Here is a 15,690-nt window from a genome sequence, read left to right as displayed (position 1 = left end):
TGCGGAATCGCTTGGGGCTGCTAGATCTGGTATCCTTGGCCTAAATAGAAATGGGCGGACCCAAGCTGGATCCGCCCATGATTCAAATTGCAGCGCAATGCTGACTTAGCGGTCCACCCGCGCCGACCCGCCACCGACGAGCTTCTTCACCTCGTCCACGGTTGCCATCGTGGTATCGCCTGGCGTGGTCATCGCGAGGGCACCGTGTGCGGCACCATACTCGACCGCCAGCTTGGCGTCATTGAACTCCATGAAGCCGTAGGCCAGGCCGCTGGCGAAAGAGTCGCCGCCGCCGACGCGGTCGTAGATCTCCAGCTTCGGGCGGTGGGTCGCTTCGTGGAATTGGCCGGCGTGCCAGCAGATCGCACCCCAGTCGTTGATCGTCGCGCTGTGGACATCGCGCAGGGTGGTGGCGACGACCTGGAAGTTCGGGAAGTCCTTCACCGCGCGTTCGATCATGTTCTTGAAGTTATCGACCTCGATGCCGGTGATGTGCTCGCTTACGCCTGCCACCTCGAAGCCGAGGGAAGCGGTGAAGTCTTCCTCGTTGCCGATCATCACGTCGACGTACTTGGCGATCTCGCGGTTCACCTCCTGGGCCTTGGCCTGGCCGCCGATGGACTTCCAAAGGGACGGGCGGTAGTTCAGGTCGTAAGCGACGATGGTGCCGTATTCCTTGGCCTTCTTGCAGGCCTCGATGGTGAGCTCAGCGGTGGTCTCAGAGAGTGCTGCGAAGATGCCGCCGGTGTGGAACCAGCGTGCGCCGTGCTTGCCGAAGACATCATCCCAATCGACATCGCCCGGCTTCATCTGGCTGGCGGCGGTCAGGCCACGGTCCGGTGTGCCCTTGGCACCGCGGATGCCGAAGCCACGCTCGGTGAAGTTCAGGCCATTGCGGATCTGGCGACCGATGCCGTCGAAGGGCTTCCACTGGACGAAGCGGGTATCCACGCCGCCCTGCAGGATGAAGTCCTCGATCAGACGTCCTACATCATTCTCCGCGAAGGCGGTGACCACCGCCGCGCGCTTGCCGAAGCAACGGCGCAGACCACGGGCCACATTGTACTCGCCGCCACCTTCCCACGCCTGGAACTGGCGGGTGGTGCGCACCCGGCCATCGCCCGGATCGAGGCGCAGCATGATTTCACCCAGCGAGATGATGTCGAATTGGCAGGAAGCGGCAGTGCGAAGGGTCAAGGACATGGGAAGGACTTGGGATATTTGAAATTTAAAATCTGGGATTTGAGAACGGGGCCTCGGAACGGAAACCGGAATGTTAGATCAAGTCACTCATCGGAGGGAATTACCCCGTTTGCGCAGGCGATCGGACCGCTTCCGGACAGGAAGTTCAATAGGTTATCGAGTGACTTCTTCGCCTGACGCGGGACGCTTTCGAAGGTCCGCGATCCGATGTGGGCGGTGACGATGACCTTCGGGTGGGAGAGCAGGGGATGATCGGGCGCCGGTGGCTCTTCTTCCATCACATCGGTGCCGTAGCCTTCCAAGTGGCCGGAATCGAGGGCCTCCAGGATGGCGGCGGAATCCGCGAGTTCACCGCGGCCGGTGTTCACCACGTAAGAGCCCTTCGGCATCAATGCGAGACGCTCGCGGTTGATCAGGTGGTAGGTGTCCTTGGTCAGCTTGGTGTGCGGGCTGATGATGTCCACCGCGGCGAAGAGCGACTCCACTGTGTCGTGGCGGATCACGCCGTATTGCGCGGCAATGTCCTCCGGCCAGAAATTGCCGTAGCCGTGGATCTCCATGTCGAAGCCATGGGCGCGGCGGGCCATCTCCTGGCCGATCCGGCCCATGCCGATCAGGCCGATGCGCTTGCGCCACAGCTCGTGACCGGTGATCCGGAGCCAATTCCCTTTGCGGGTGGCGTTCACGGTTTCCACCAGGTTCTTCTGCATCGCCAGCAGCAGGCAGAAAGTGTGCTCCGCCACGGTGGTGTGGTTCACGCCGGGCGTGAAAAGCACCGGAATGCCGAACTCCTTGGTCGCGGCGACGTCGATCTTGTCGAGGCCGATGCCGTATTTCGAGATCACCTTCAGGCGCGGCAGGCTCTTTTCGATCACCGCGCGGGTGATGGCGTCGTCACCGCAGAGGAAGCCGTCGAATTCGCCGGCCAATTCCAGCATCCGGGCTTCCGTTAACGGGCCGCGTTCCCGCACGATTTCAAAGCTCTGGCTTTCCAATTGGGCATGATGCGGTCCGGGAGTGTCTTGAAAGCTGCAGGTGGTGAGTAGAATGCGGGCTGGCATGGCAGGCGGGAGGCGTTGTGAAGGGTTGAAAGCTGTCATACAAGTCGGAAATCCGGCATGAGCTTTGTCGGTTTGTCGCCTCCATCGGAATTACCGGCTGGGCAGCGCGGCACGATTCCGCGGCTCGCGATCTTTCATGTCGAGGCTGCATTTTGACGCGCAGTATTCGGGTTCGGTGAAAAATCGGTGAACTCCAATTCCGGCATGGCAAACACTTATCGCATGTGGGACTAATTCGGCCGTAAATCTTCCCAAGCTCCTGTTAACGACATCCATGAAGGCGATATCTCCTCTCCGCCTGATAACTCTGCCTCTGCCCTTCCTGGTGCTGGCAGCCCTCCCTGCGTGCAAACGTAACACCAACGCGCGGATGGATCCCCAATGGTGGCAACTGGAGGCGGACCGTGTCGAGTTGGTCCAAGAGATCAAGTTGCTGCAGTTGCGGATGGATGACCACGGCCAAGGCGCGGATTACGCCGCGCTGAAGGAGCGGCAAGCGAAAGGCGAGGCGAAGCTGGTGGAGCTGAAGGCAAAAGCCGAAGCCCTGCGCTCGGATGTTTCCGGCCTGACCGCCTCGCTGGAGAAGGATTACCAAGCTTGGGTGGCGGACACCCGCGCCGCGGCGGTCGGCCGTGGCTTTGAAACTTTCACCGGCGCCAAGGGCCGGACCTACGAAAATGTGGTGATCACCAAGGTGACCGATGTCGGTATCGAGTTCCGCCACTCTACGGGCACGGCCCGCCTGTCTGCGGCTGAAATCGGCCCGGAGTTGCAGGCGGTCTTCGCCCTCGATACCGCGACCGCCGTCGCCGCGATGGAGCAGGAACATGCCGCCGCCAGCGCCTACGAAAGCTGGATGGACACCCGTATCGCCGAGGTGGACGCCGAGCGCAAGGAGACCCAGCGGGTCGCCGCCGAGCGCGAGGCTGACCGCAAGTTCGAGCTGGCCAAGGCCCGCGCGGAAGCGCTCGCCGCTTCCGATAGCGGTAGCAACCGCTCGCGTCTCCACGATGAGCCGCGGACCTTCGGCACCGGCCGGACCTATACGACTTGGTATCCGGACTACGGCTACACCCGTAACCGCTACTATTACACGGGTAGCTACTATTATCCCACCAGCTACTATCGCGTGAATGGGAGCATGCGCGATTACGCCCGCGCCTTCGCGGTGACTGTCGGTAGCTGTGGTCGCGTGACTCCTGTGCTACCCAGCTCGCGATCGAGCACGACGACTCCGTCTGCCTATCGGCCTGCTGGTTCGGCCACCGCCACTCCGAGCAATCCCTTTTCCGTACCTTGATTGATGAAACTGTCTGCCTTGACCTCCCTTGCGCGCCCGGTGGTGCTTTGCCTCGCTTGCCTTTCCTTCAGTTCTTGTGGTGATGATCCAGAGCTCGTGCGCAAGAAGCACGAGCAGGAAGCGGAAATCCGCCAGCTCAGCGGTGACCTGAAGATCCTTCAGGAGAAGATCTCCCAAATCCCTCCCGACCGAAGCGTCGAGATCGCGGAACTCAAGAAAAAGGCCGAGGGCCAGCAGGCCCAGATCGCTTCCTTGGAGCAGGAGATCGACGGCCTGCAGAAGCAAAAGGCGCAGATCGAGAAGGATCACGAGGCCTATCGCCACAAGTATATTGTCCGCTGAGGCCGCTCCGGCCAAAGCCAAGGATTTTTCCGGCCATTCAAGCCTCCCGTCACCGGTAAACCCGAGGGGCGCAGGGCGGCCTTGTGCCTATCTTTCTTCCATCGATTCATGGACCAATTTCAAAACAGCGACCACTCAGGGATGGTCGGCTTCCTGGTCGGCATCATCGTGCTGGTCTTTGCCGGCATCCTGTTCTCGTTGCTGGCGGACAAGCGCTTCCGCTTCTCCAGCAGCCGTATCACGCTCGAACAGCAAGTCGCCGAAGGGGGCCACGAGGTGGAGGCTGCTAAATCCCGCCTGGAGAATCTCCGCAAAACTTGGCGCGAGAGCTACGAGCCCTTGGCCTCCCAAAACAGTGCAGCGCAAACCGCCGCTGCCTCGGTGAAGGCCGGTGATGCGCGCCTCGCCGAGCTCCGCGAGGAAAAGGATAGCGCTGCCGCCGCCATCTCCGCCGCGACCTTGGCTTTCGATGCCTACAGCGCCCGCTACCGGGTGCAGGTTCGTACCGCAGCCATCGGCGAGAAGATCCCCGAGCTGCAATCCCGCAGCGGCAAGGTCTATAAGGAGGTGATCATCCGCAAGGTCGCCGCCGACGGCATCGAATTCCGCCACGAGCACGGGAATTCGCATCTGCTCCCGGAAGACCTGGATCCCTCGTGGCACGAGCGCTTCCAATGGACCCGCGGCGAGCTCGCCAAGGCCCTCGACGAAGAAAAGGCCCGTCAGGAGCGCCACAACCAATTGGTGGACGACCGCGACGACGATGAGCCGCCCGCCAAGCCTGCTACCAAGCCCAAGGCGAACGACGACGCGGACGACACCAAGCTCCAAGGCGCCCGCGAGGAACTCATTCAAGCTCGCACCCGCTACCTCACCGCTCAGTCCGAAGCATCCCGGGCCCGCTCCGAGGCGAATGGCTTCAATCGCGGCAAATCGGTGCCCGGCAGCCTCGAGACCTGGGCTCAGCGCGCCGTGCGTCTGGAAGCCGCGTCTACCAAACTGCGTGGGCAATACATGACCGCGCGCGGCAAGCTAGCGGCGCTTGCCCCGCGCGACTCCCTCCTCCAGCAGGTGGAGGACCAGTAATCACCCGGCCGACGAGGGCCTCAAGCCAGCGCCAAGCGCTTGTCGGAGGCCAGCTTCGCGGTCAGCGCATCCCAGCCACCCGGGGTCTGGAGGTTGAAAACGTAAAGATAGAGGCTCACCAGCTTCGGGTCGTAGCCCTCGACCAGCGCATCCACTGCTTTGTCGAGCGTGCCAGCGTCGATTGCTTCCGGCAGATCGCCCGTCACCGAGCCCTTGCCGTCATGCTCGATCCCCATCTCGTCGCAGAACTTCGCCAGCATCGGCTGGTTGCCCGCCATGAACCACGCTTGGAGCAGGTGCTCGCCGATGGTGTCGGCCTGCTTGCTGCGCAGGGTCTTGAGGATCCACGCGTATTGGTCGGCCACCGGCTTCTTCTGCACGAATTCGAGGCGCAGCTTCTTGCTCTGGGCCAAGGTGGCGAGAGCGGACCTGTAGACGTTCCGGTCGTGATCGCGGAACCAGTTGAGCATCTGGGTCACCAGGGCGGGATCGGCGGCGTTGTACAGTTCGTGGGCTTTCACTTCGGGAATCGGGAAAATCGGCTGCCGCGACTCCATGCCATGCCCCCGGAAATGCCAAACCCCAATTTCCGCCATCCGGATAAATTGCCCCGCTCCAGCCGGTAGCTAACCCTGCCAGCCACTGGAAATCGCGGCGGGATCTCCACTTGGCGCGCCCGACAGTCCTACCTTACCCTGCCCGACTAAAGAACGATCATGAGCGAGCACGAGCGCCCCGAACTCTGGAAAACCCTCCGCTGGCTGGGCGTGCTCGCGACTCTCGTCGCCCTCGGCTGGTTGGGCGTGGGCCTTGTGAACCGCAGCATCGGCGGCACCGTCACCGGCTTGGAAAAGGTGCTCGGTGCCATCACCGGCTCCACCACCCGCATTGTCGAGGGCCGCGCCGAGATCAATTCGACTTCGGAGATTTCCGAGCTCGCGCTGATCGAGCTCGAAATGACCGCCACCCGCAGCTTCGAGAACGAAGCCTACATCTTCAAATACCTCCCGGCCGGCACCAAGCGCCTGATCGCAAAGGGCAGGTTTCGCATCACCGCCGGCTACAAGCTCGAGCCCGGCGTTTCGCTCAAGATGGAGAACGGCGTCCCCATCGCCCGCTTCCCCGAGCCTCAGATCCTCTCGGTCGAGCTGAAGGACTTCCAGCAACTCGACGAACGCGACGGCTGGGCCAACCAAATCACCGGCGCCGACCGCGACCAGTTGATCAAGGACCTGACTCTCCAGATGCGCCAGGAGGCCGCGCGCAGCGGCGTGCTGGAGATCGCCGAGTCGACTCTCCGCACGCGTCTGAAGGATCTGTTAGGCGCAGGCGAGGTGAAGGTCGAGCGGGCGGAGAAGAAGAAACCCGAGGGAATCAACCCCTAGAGCTCTCTTCAGATCCTGAGACGTTTCCTCAGCCTAGATGGCCACGGCGTGTCCTCAGACATGCCCTGACTCAGAGCGAGGACCCCGGAAGCGGGAAGGCCTTGTTGAAGGCGAAGACCTCACTTCGGATCGCCTCAAGCGCGTCCTTGTCGGCCCTTGCCTCCAGTGCCTTGTGGATGAGATCGGCCACCTTCTCGACATCGCCCTCCTTCATGCCCCGGGTTGTGACGGCGGGCGTGCCGATGCGGATACCGCTCGGCTTCATCGGGCTGCCGGTGTCGAAGGGGATACCGTTCTTGTTCACGGTGATGCCGGCCTCATCCAGGGCATGGGAAGCATCGGCACCATTGAGGCCCTTCGGCCGTAGGTCCACGAGCAGCAGGTGATTGTCCGTGCCACCGGAGACAATCCGATAGCCGTGCGAGGCGAGGCGTGCGGCGAGTGCCTGGGCGTTCTTCACCACCTGCTCCGCGTAGCCGCGGAACTCCGGTTGCAGCGCTTCGCCGAAGCAGACTGCCTTCGCGGCGATCACGTGCATGAGCGGGCCGCCCTGCACTCCGGGGAACACCTGCGCGTCGATCTTCTTCGCGAACTCCTGCTTGCACAGGATCACTCCCCCGCGAGGTCCGCGCAGGGACTTGTGCGTGGTGGTAGTCACAAATTCCGCGTGCGGCACCGGGCTGGGATGCACGCCGCCTGCGACCAAACCCGCGATGTGGGCCATGTCCACGAAGAGGTAGGCCCCCACTTCCTTGGCGATCTTTCCAAGGCGCTCGAAGTCGATCGCCCGTGGATAGGCAGAGGCACCAGCCGTGATCAGTTTCGGGCGCAAGGTCCGGGCGGTGGCCTCCAGTTCATCGTAGTCGATCCGCTCATCGCTGGCACCCACGCCGTAGTGGGTCACCTCGTAGAAGCGACCTGAGAAGTTCGCCTTGTGGCCGTGGGTGAGGTGGCCGCCGTGGGCCAGGTCCATGGTGAAGATCTTGTCTCCCGGATTGAGCACGGAGAAATAAACCGCGGCATTCGCCTGCGAGCCGGAGTGCGGCTGCACATTCGCATGCTCCGCGCCGAAGAGCCTCTTCACCCGGTCCAGTGCGAGTTGCTCGATCACATCCACATGCTCGCAGCCGCCATACCAGCGGCGGCCGGGATAGCCCTCGGCATACTTGTTGGTGAGGTGCGAACCCTGCGCCTTCATCACCTCGGCCGAGGTGAAATTCTCGGAGGCAATCAGCTCAATGTTGTTGCGCTGGCGGGCTTCTTCATCGCGGATCGCGGCGAATACTTCGGTGTCTCCGTAGCTGGTGGTGGACATAGTGGGGAACGTGAATGTTGGAATCAAACGGGACTCGCCGCAGAGCTGCGCAGGCCGAGTTGGTTGAAGATCTCCACCGTGGCGGAGGACTGGTTGAGCGTGTAGAAGTGGATGCCTTTCACCTCGTGGTCCAGCAGGTCGGCGCATTGCGTTGTCGCGTAGTGGATGCCGATGCGTCGCACAGCGGCATCGTCGCCATTGGCGCGGGCGAGGGCGCGGAGCAGCTTCGCGGGGAAGCGTGCCCCTGCCGCGAGCTCCGCCATGCGGTTGAGCCCACCGAGGCTGGTCACCGGCATGATGCCTGCGAGGATCGGCACTTGGATGCCGGAAAGCTCGCAGCGATCGCGGAAGTCATAGAAATCGCGGTTCTCGAAGAAGAGCTGGGTGCAGATGTAGTCGGCTCCAGCATCGATCTTCGCTTTGAGATGGTCCAGCTCCAGCATCCGGTTGGGAGTGGAGGGATGGCCTTCTGGAAAGCCGGCCACCCCGATCCCGAAGTCGTGCCCGTGCTTCTCCGAAAAGCGGCGGATAAACCCGATCAAGTCAGCCGCATACGGGAAATCACCGGTGCCGCCATTTCCGTTCTTGGGCGGGTCGCCGCGCAGGGCAAGAATGTTGGACACTCCTGCCTGCGCATAGCTTTCGAGCAACTCTGAGATCTCGCGCTCGCTGTGACCCACGCAGGTAAGGTGCGGGATCGTATTGACCTTGGTCTCCCGCAATAGCCGGAGGACGAGATCATGCGTGGCACCGCGGGTAGTCCCGCCAGCACCATAAGTCACCGAGACGAAAGCCGGGGCGCAAAGCTGCAGCTCCGAGATCGTGCGAAACAGTTTCTCGGCTGCTTCCGCCGACTTCGGCGGAAAGTATTCGAAGGAAAACTTCGCTTCCTTTCCTGAGAGTATTTCCCTGATGTGCATGCTCTGCGCCCCTTGATGTTGATTGCTTGTTAGACGGTGGCGGCAGCCACGGCCCGCAACTTGCGGGCGGCTTCCACCATATTGATGAGGGCGGGCCTCACTTCTTCCCAGCCGCGGGTCTTCAGGCCGCAGTCGGGATTTACCCAGAGATTGCCTTCGGGGATTACATTGCTCGCTTTCTGCAGCAGGTTCTCCATCTGCTCGACGCTCGGGATCCGAGGCGAGTGGATGTCATACACGCCTGGTCCGATTTCATTCGGATACTTGAACTCCACGAAGGCCTCCAGCAGCTCCATGTTCGAGCGTGAGGTCTCGATGGTGATCACATCCGCATCCATGTCGGCGATCGCGCCAATGATGTCGTTGAACTCCGAGTAGCACATGTGGGTGTGGATTTGCGTGTCGTCCTTCACACCATTGGCAGTGATGCGGAATGATTCCACCGCCCAGCCCAGGTATTCCTGCCACTCCGACTTGCGCAGCGGCAGGCCTTCACGCAGCGCCGCCTCATCAATCTGGATCACGCGCACGCCAGCCCTCTCCAGATCCAGCACTTCGTCGCGAATGGCGAGGGCCAATTGCTTGCACGATACCGAGCGCGGTTGGTCGTCGCGCACGAATGACCAGTTCAGGATGGTCACGGGGCCGGTGAGCATGCCCTTCATCGGCTGCTTCGTCAGCGACTGTGCGTAGGTGATCCACTCCACTGTCATCGGGTGCGGGCGGGTGATGTCGCCGAACAGGATCGGTGGCTTCACGCAGCGCGAGCCGTATGACTGCACCCAGCCGAATTGGCTGAACGTGAAGCCATCGAGTTGCTCGCCGAAGTATTCCACCATGTCATTGCGCTCGAACTCACCGTGCACCGGCATGTCGATCCCGATCTCATCCTGCCAAGCCACGCACTTGCGGGTCTCTTCCTTGAGGAAGGTCTCGTAGTCCTGGTCGCTGAGCGCACCCTTTTTCCATTTCGCCCGCGCGGCGCGCACCTCCGCAGTTTGCGGGAAGGATCCGATGGTCGTGGTGGGGAAGAGCGGCAGGCCCAGCTTTTCGCTCTGGGCCTTTTGACGGACGGGGAATGCGGAGGCGCGCCTGCCATCAGCCTCCGTCACGCCGAGGAGACGACCCTTCACCGTGGGATTGTGGATGCGATCGCTGTCGCGGCGGCGCTGCTGGCTGGCGCGGTTTGCTTCGAGCCCCGCTCCATCGCCTTCACCGGCGAGCAGATGGCTCAGCGCAACGATCTCTGCCAGCTTCTCGTCTGCGAAGGCCAGCCAGTCCTTGATCTCCGCATCGAGCTTCTTCTCGCTGGCCAGCGTGACGGGCGAATGAAGTAGGGAGGAGGAGGCGGAGATCCACAGTCGCTCGTCGCCGACTCTTGCCTTCGCCTTTTCAAGAATGGCGAGCGAGGCATCGAAATCGTTCTTCCAGATGTTGCGGCCATCGACGACACCCAGCGAAAGAATCTTGTCCGTAGGGAAGGCTGCGAGCAATGCATCCACCTCTGCTGCACCTCGGACTGCATCGTAGTGAAGCGCCGCCGCGGGCAGGCTGAGGAAAAGCGCGAGGTTGTCACGGAGCTCTCCGAAGTAAGTTGCGACCAAGAGCTTGGCGGATCCCGCGGCCTTGGCCAGACGCCCGTAGGCCTCCACGAAACACTCCTTCTGACGCGGATTGAGATCTAAGGCGAAGGCCGGTTCATCCAGTTGGATCCACTCCGCACCTTCGGCAGCGAGACGCGAGAGGATGTCTTCATAGACGGGCAGCAGGCGATCGAGCAGCTCGAAACGATCGAAGTCCGGGTTGTCGGGGTCTTGCACCTTGCCCAAGGTCAGATAACTGACCGGCCCGATCAGCACCGGCTTGGCATTCAGGCCAAGGGCCTTCGCTTCATGGAACTCGTTGATGATTTTCGTATCGGAGAGCTTGAAACTGGTATCAGTCCTGAACTCGGGGACGATGTAGTGGTAGTTCGTGTCGAACCACTTGGTCATCTCGCTGGCGAAACCGGCGCTGCCACAACTTCCTCCGCAGCAGGAGCCATCTCCCTTTGTGTCGCGCGCACCGCGGGCCATTTGGAAACGGGTGTCCAGGCCCGCGCTCCCTCCGTCCCACTTGAAGCGGGGCGGCACGTTGCCGAAGAGGCAGGCGGCATCCAGGATCTGATCGTAGAAAGAGAAGTCGTTGCAGGGAACCAGATCGATGCCGGCGGCGGCTTGCTTCTGCCAGTTGCGTTTGCGCAGATCCTTGCCGATCGCCTCAAGCGCGGCCCGCGGGATCTCTCCTTTCCAATAGAGCTCAGTGGCCTTCTTCAGTTCGCGCTGCTCCCCGATGCGGGGGTAACCCAGAATGTGCGTGCGGATCTTCGACATTGCTCCCGCTAGCATGCCCTGCCTCCCGGGTATGCAGGTAGCTCATTGTTTTTATGCTGGCCATTCGCCGGATGAATGATGACTTCGCCCCATGCTTGAGCTGCGCCATCTCCGCACCGTCGTCGCCATCGCTGAGACGGGAAGCATCTCGAAAGCGGGCAAACGTCTGAATCTTTCCCAGCCCGCCTTGTCTCACCAGATGAAGGCGATCGAGGACTACCTCGGGGTCGAACTTTTCCAGCGCAAGAGTAGCCCGCTGCGACTCAGCCCGGCAGGAGAGCGTCTTCTCAGCACCGCCTATGATGTGGAGAAGCAAGTGATGCAGTGCGAGCGCGACGTCGCGCGGATTGCCGATGGCAAGGCCGGCCAGCTCCGCATCGCGGTGGAGTGCCACTCATGCTTCGACTGGCTCATGCCGAGCATGGATGCCTTCCGCGAAGGCTGGCCGGAGGTGGAAATGGATCTTGTCTCCGGATTCCAGCCCGACCCGGTGGGCCTGCTGGCGGAAGATGCCGCGGACCTCGTGATCGTGTCGCAGGCCAAGCCTCGCGCGGGCGTCACCTTCCATCCGCTCTTCCGCTATGAGGTCCTCGCTCTCCTGGCTCAGAAACATCCCTACACGCAGAAGGAATATCTCACCGCGAAGGACTTCGCGAAGGAGACCTTGGTCACTTACCCGATCCCCGATGACCGGATCGATGTGATCCGGGAAGTGTTGCTCCCCGCGAAGATCGAGCCACCGCGTCGCAAGACCGAACTCACCGTGGCGATTCTCCAGCTCGTCGCCAGCCACCGCGCCATTGCTGCCATGCCCGGCTGGGCGGTCCAGCCTTACCTCGACAAGGACTACGTCGCCTCGCGGCCAATCCGAAAGTCAGGCCTCTTTGCGAATCTCTATGCAGCCACTACCTCGGAGAAAGCATCCGCAGTGTACATGGTGGAGTTTCTGGACACCATGCGCCGCATCAGCTTCTCGACCCTGAAGCGAATCGAGCCAGTGAAGTGAAGCACTGCTATCCCAACCATCCCTTCACGGTGGCCAGATCCTTCTTCATCGCCTCGAGAGTCCGCGGCACCGTGTCCTTTCCCTCGATGTACTCCACATGCAAGGAGGCCGGGATATCCGCCGGCAAAATCTGCTTCACCAGCGCTGCCGACTTGTCCGTCACACAGCCCTCACCCAGCGGACAAGGCATCCACTCGCGGCCCTCCAGCTTGTAGTCCTTGAAATACACCGCAACGACATGGGGCAGCGCTCGCCGCAAATTCAGCTCCCAGGCATTCTGGCCTTCCACCGTCGCGTGCGCGAAGTCGAAGGCGATCCCCAGTTGCGCCGGATCGATCCCCCCCAGTGCCTCGATCAAATCCCACAGTGGTGAGCCCACCCGGTTGTTCCCTCGGTGATTCTGGAACTGTCCCTGGATTCCCAGCTCCTTGTTCATTGCTGCCAGATCCTTCAGCTTCGCCCGCACTTCTTCCACCTGCGGCGCAATCGCCTTCTTCAGATCATAAAAGTAGGGCCCTAGCCGATAGCGCTTCACTCCCTGGGCGATCGCCGCCCGCAGCAGCGTCTCCGTTGCTTTGTCCGCCTTGGTGATGTCGGAGGTCAGGATCGTCAGCTCCAGCTTCTGCTTCTTCAGGGCCGCCACGAACTCCGGCAGCTTGTCCGGCGCCTGCTCCGGTTCGATGTGCCCGCCCTTCCGGATCGGCGCTTCAAGGCCGGTCGCCCCCATCGCCGCAACCTTCTCCGCCAGCTCATCAAAGGGCACCTTCTCCAATCCCTTGGTGAACACCAGGCGCGGTCGCGAGGTGCCAGCCGCCTCCTCCGCAGCCGACGCTGAAGACAGAGAAATGGAGGAAGCTGCAAGGGTCAAAGCGGAGCGTTCGATAAACTGGCGTCGGTGCATGCTCTCCCAACGTGAAGGGAGCTCCCCGGCTTTCAATCTCCAAGTGTGAGCGCCTGACGAGCGTCTCCCTTCCGTGTATTCCGGGTATTCCGCGGTTTGCTTTTCCGGCTGTTCAAATTCCGCGCCTTTCGGCGTTTTCGCGGTTGAAACCAACCCTCACCCTCACTCCGCAAACACCCCCATCTCCGTTACCCCGCTCTTCGCCTGCCCACGATTCGTAAATACCACTCTCACCTTTTTCGTGCTCACTTGCGGAAAGGTCACGGTATTTGTCGCCCCTCCCAAGGGCTTCTCCGGCTCCTTCTTCTGCCCCGCCACTTCGGTCCACTTGTCCCCCTGCCACGTTTCGATCGTATACGCAGCCGGTGCCTGCACCCCGCCCTTGTCATCATAGATGTCCAGAGTCACGCGCCCCATCTTCGTCTCCTTCTCAAACTCCAGCTCCAGCCAATCCGTTGGCTTGCCCGACTCATAGCTGGTCCAGCGGTTCATCGGATTCGGGTCAAATACCACCTTCCCATCGAAGGCTTTCGTAGGAGCTCCTCCGAAGCGATCCGAGAATGAAGCACTCGCCTTCGGGAATCCTTCCCCGCGCGGATTGAAGGCCAGATTCCCCGGTGACGGCGGCGCAAGCGGATAAGGCAGCGGCGAAGGCCCCCATGCCTCGAATTCCGTCAGTCCCGAGCGGCTCATCCCCGAGTGGTGCAGGGTTGCACGGATACCCTCGATTGGATTCTCCGGCAGGCTCAGCACGTAAGGCGTGCCACCCCGCGGCGGCAGCGGCGAATCTTTGGTGATCACCGGATGCCACTCCGTGCCGGTCCGGGTCTCGATATCGATGCTCGCAGGCGCGGTGATGCCGCTGCCGGCTCCGTCATCCAGCACATAGAGTTTTACGTGGCTTGCCGTCCGCGGCATCCCGAAATCGACCGCCACCCAATCGCTCTCCGACTTCGAGCCTGCGCTTGTCCAGCGGTCCGCCGGATGTACCTCGTAGCTGTAGCCGCCGTCGCCCAGCTTGCTGGTAGCGCTACCTTCCGCTGTGAAGGAGGCGCTGAAGCGCGGGAAGGCATTCCCATCGTTGTTCACTGCATGGTTCACCAGCAGTGGACGCGGCATCGGCGTCTTGCTCGCATCGAACTCCGGCAGCCGTGCAGTCAGCTTGTGCAGTTCATCCGACTGTGCCGCTGCCTGGCCGTCTACGAAGATCTGCAGGCCCTTGCCCTTGTGATAGCGGCTGCCGTCCCGATCCCAAAGAATCGACAGCAAGTGACCGCGATATGGCACCTCATCAAGTGCGAAGTAATCCCACTTCGATGAAGCAAGCGGATCGATCACCAGGTTTTCGTCATCCATCGGCTTGATGCCGACCAGGCCGGTGATGATCAAATCCGTGAAGCCCGAGTGGAAATAATTCTCGCTATGGTCCTGCGCGTCGTGGCCTTCCCATGAGCCGGTATCGGGATTCAAGCCTTCCGCGATGTAGGGCTTCCCGTTCTTGCGATGGGAAATCGCATAGGTGTGCAGCAGCGTGTTGTAGTCGTCGCGGCTGACCGCCTTCTGGTCGTAGTTCTGCAATAGGTTCGCGAGTCCCTTCAGCGTCTGCGTGGTGGCAAAGGGCCAGGACTGACCGCTCCACCAGCAGCAGGTGTTCTTCAGTGCGAACATCGGATCATACCGCTCCACCGTCGTGGGCCCGAAGGGCGCCTTGAAATAGTCGCCATCCATCAGGAACTTCCACGCGGCCTCGAAGCCCGGGTCCGGCAGGTTGAAGGCCCACGGCACGTAGCCATGCTCCTCGCGGCCGTGGATGTCTCCCGCATGCTTCCCCGATTGATAGGTCAGCGTGAATGCCTTCACCACATTGCCCTCGGCATCCGTCTCGTCGCGCGAGGCCATGGGGAAGAAGAACTCGCGCTTCGGGTCCCACAGCAGAGTCTGCACCTGCTTCTTGAGAGAGTCGGCTTTCGTCCGGTAGTCGGCGGCAGTTTTGGTATCACCTGCTAGATCCGCGATTCGGGCGATCGATTGCGCATCCGCCCACATGTAGGTGTTGAAGGACGGTCGCAAACCGCGCTCGCCGCGGACGATGTCTTTCGATTGCCGGCTGTTGATGTTGTACTCCATCCCATCGTCGTGGCCGCTCTGCCAGAAGAGGCTCTTCTCCGCCACCCACTGGCGCTTGCTCCACTCTTCGTAGCTCTTCACAAGATCCGGCAGTAGTCCGGTGGTGAATGCCTTGTCCGGATGCACCAAATGCGCCGCCCAAGTCGACTCCGCCAGCCAGCTCGAATACTTCCGCGGCTCCGCCCCCGGCGTCTTGAACCAGTAGCGGGTGAAATCGCGCACATAGCGTGGATCCTTCAGCCAGCGGACCTCATTGATCTGGTGCCCCGATGGACAGGAGATCGCCCCATAGGCCCCCGACCAGAAGGGCCGGTTGGCAAATTCCGTGAACACATAGCCCGTATCCGGCGAGCCATAGGTCAGGTGCTTCGTCACCAGCTCCCAGCGGTAGTAGTAGGTCGTGTTGATCTCCTCGTCCGGGCACTCGAAGAAGGGAATATTCTTCTTATACCACTCGAAGTCCTTGTTCGCCCAAAAGCTCTGCTTCGCCAGCAGTGCTTGCTTGTCGAGAATCTGCCCATTCAAGCAGGCCGGCACCAATGCGAGGACGAGAAGCGAACGCCACATGTCCTCAAATCTGAACCCCAAACCGCGAACATCAAACCACGAACTCTGCCACCGCTTCCCATTTGAAATCTCAAATTCCGAATTTCAGATTTCAAATCCGCCTCT

12 protein-coding genes and 1 pseudogene are annotated in these 15,690 nt (G+C 61.5%); 5 read left to right on the top strand and 8 right to left on the bottom strand.

The features are described from left to right. Window positions 1-105 precede the first annotated feature (105 nt). A complete protein-coding gene (locus BV071_RS13025; RefSeq protein WP_035607542.1) occupies window positions 106-1,203 on the bottom strand; it encodes a sugar kinase in 1,098 nt (365 codons plus the stop codon). An 83-nt stretch (window positions 1,204-1,286) separates the two neighbouring features. Beyond that, window positions 1,287-2,264, bottom strand: a complete 978-nt coding sequence (locus tag BV071_RS13020) for a phosphoglycerate dehydrogenase (protein WP_035607538.1) — start codon at window positions 2,262-2,264, stop codon at window positions 1,287-1,289. 274 nt (window positions 2,265-2,538) lie between these two features. On the opposite strand from BV071_RS13020, the gene BV071_RS13015 reads away from it, so the two are divergent. The 3 genes from BV071_RS13015 to BV071_RS13005 all read left to right on the top strand — a co-directional run bounded on the left by BV071_RS13015 (window position 2,539) and on the right by BV071_RS13005 (window position 4,992). Further along, a complete protein-coding gene (locus BV071_RS13015; RefSeq protein ID WP_265594385.1) occupies window positions 2,539-3,564 on the top strand; it encodes a hypothetical protein in 1,026 nt (341 codons plus the stop codon). Between the two features lie 3 nt (window positions 3,565-3,567). After that, window positions 3,568-3,906, top strand: a complete 339-nt coding sequence (locus BV071_RS13010) for a hypothetical protein (protein ID WP_035607534.1) — start codon at window positions 3,568-3,570, stop codon at window positions 3,904-3,906. Window positions 3,907-4,014: 108 nt separating this feature from the next. After that, on the top strand, window positions 4,015-4,992 hold the full coding sequence (locus BV071_RS13005) for a hypothetical protein (RefSeq protein ID WP_265594384.1): 978 nt from the start codon (window positions 4,015-4,017) through the stop codon (window positions 4,990-4,992). A gap of 20 nt (window positions 4,993-5,012) precedes the next feature. Here BV071_RS13005 and BV071_RS13000 read toward each other — a convergent pair whose 3' ends face one another. Next, complete coding sequence (locus BV071_RS13000; protein ID WP_035607704.1) at window positions 5,013-5,513, bottom strand: hypothetical protein; 501 nt, start codon at window positions 5,511-5,513, stop codon at window positions 5,013-5,015. 195 nt (window positions 5,514-5,708) lie between these two features. Between BV071_RS13000 and BV071_RS12995 the strand changes: the two genes are divergently transcribed. Then, complete coding sequence (locus tag BV071_RS12995; protein WP_035607529.1) at window positions 5,709-6,377, top strand: DUF4230 domain-containing protein; 669 nt, start codon at window positions 5,709-5,711, stop codon at window positions 6,375-6,377. A 70-nt stretch (window positions 6,378-6,447) separates the two neighbouring features. On the opposite strand, the pseudogene glyA reads toward BV071_RS12995, so the two are convergent. The 3 genes and pseudogenes from glyA to metE all read right to left on the bottom strand — a co-directional run. Continuing rightward, window positions 6,448-7,662 (bottom strand): annotated as a pseudogene (gene glyA, locus BV071_RS12990) (serine hydroxymethyltransferase); the annotation flags it as partial. Between the two features lie 53 nt (window positions 7,663-7,715). Then, the gene (gene metF / locus BV071_RS12985) at window positions 7,716-8,612 is read right to left on the bottom strand and encodes a methylenetetrahydrofolate reductase [NAD(P)H] (protein WP_035607526.1); all 897 of its coding nucleotides are present in this window, start codon (window positions 8,610-8,612) and stop codon (window positions 7,716-7,718) included. A 29-nt stretch (window positions 8,613-8,641) separates the two neighbouring features. Further along, a complete protein-coding gene (gene metE / locus BV071_RS12980; RefSeq protein ID WP_035607523.1) occupies window positions 8,642-10,984 on the bottom strand; it encodes a 5-methyltetrahydropteroyltriglutamate--homocysteine S-methyltransferase in 2,343 nt (780 codons plus the stop codon). Between the two features lie 91 nt (window positions 10,985-11,075). On the opposite strand from metE, the gene BV071_RS12975 reads away from it, so the two are divergent. Further along, window positions 11,076-11,990, top strand: a complete 915-nt coding sequence (locus tag BV071_RS12975; RefSeq protein WP_035607520.1) for a LysR family transcriptional regulator — start codon at window positions 11,076-11,078, stop codon at window positions 11,988-11,990. A 7-nt stretch (window positions 11,991-11,997) separates the two neighbouring features. On the opposite strand, the gene BV071_RS32895 is transcribed toward BV071_RS12975, so the two are convergent. Then, complete coding sequence (locus BV071_RS32895; RefSeq protein ID WP_052573287.1) at window positions 11,998-12,891, bottom strand: TIM barrel protein; 894 nt, start codon at window positions 12,889-12,891, stop codon at window positions 11,998-12,000. 162 nt (window positions 12,892-13,053) lie between these two features. Next, window positions 13,054-15,585, bottom strand: coding sequence for a discoidin domain-containing protein (locus BV071_RS12960; protein ID WP_052573285.1), 2,532 nt, complete (start codon window positions 15,583-15,585; stop codon window positions 13,054-13,056). Between the last annotated feature and the right edge of the window lie 105 nt (window positions 15,586-15,690).

It is taken from the genome of Haloferula sp. BvORR071, assembly GCF_000739615.1.
Taxonomy (GTDB): Bacteria; Verrucomicrobiota; Verrucomicrobiia; order Verrucomicrobiales; family Akkermansiaceae; genus Haloferula.
The sequence above is the reverse complement of the archived record's forward strand: the minus strand, read 5'-3'. Positions and strand labels throughout refer to the sequence as shown.

What these genes read in the sequence shown, in the direction of transcription:
- BV071_RS13005 (WP_265594384.1), top strand. Translation starts at nt 4,015, where the DNA reads ATGGACCAATTTCAAAACAGCGACCACTCAGGGATGGTCGGCTTCCTG.
- BV071_RS32895 (WP_052573287.1), bottom strand. Translation starts at nt 12,891, where the DNA reads ATGCACCGACGCCAGTTTATCGAACGCTCCGCTTTGACCCTTGCAGCT.
- BV071_RS13010 (WP_035607534.1), top strand. Translation starts at nt 3,568, where the DNA reads ATGAAACTGTCTGCCTTGACCTCCCTTGCGCGCCCGGTGGTGCTTTGC.
- BV071_RS12995 (WP_035607529.1), top strand. Translation starts at nt 5,709, where the DNA reads ATGAGCGAGCACGAGCGCCCCGAACTCTGGAAAACCCTCCGCTGGCTG.
- metE (WP_035607523.1), bottom strand. Translation starts at nt 10,984, where the DNA reads ATGTCGAAGATCCGCACGCACATTCTGGGTTACCCCCGCATCGGGGAG.
- metF (WP_035607526.1), bottom strand. Translation starts at nt 8,612, where the DNA reads ATGCACATCAGGGAAATACTCTCAGGAAAGGAAGCGAAGTTTTCCTTC.
- BV071_RS13025 (WP_035607542.1), bottom strand. Translation starts at nt 1,203, where the DNA reads ATGTCCTTGACCCTTCGCACTGCCGCTTCCTGCCAATTCGACATCATC.
- BV071_RS12960 (WP_052573285.1), bottom strand. Translation starts at nt 15,585, where the DNA reads ATGTGGCGTTCGCTTCTCGTCCTCGCATTGGTGCCGGCCTGCTTGAAT.
- BV071_RS13020 (WP_035607538.1), bottom strand. Translation starts at nt 2,264, where the DNA reads ATGCCAGCCCGCATTCTACTCACCACCTGCAGCTTTCAAGACACTCCC.
- BV071_RS12975 (WP_035607520.1), top strand. Translation starts at nt 11,076, where the DNA reads ATGCTTGAGCTGCGCCATCTCCGCACCGTCGTCGCCATCGCTGAGACG.
- BV071_RS13015 (WP_265594385.1), top strand. Translation starts at nt 2,539, where the DNA reads ATGAAGGCGATATCTCCTCTCCGCCTGATAACTCTGCCTCTGCCCTTC.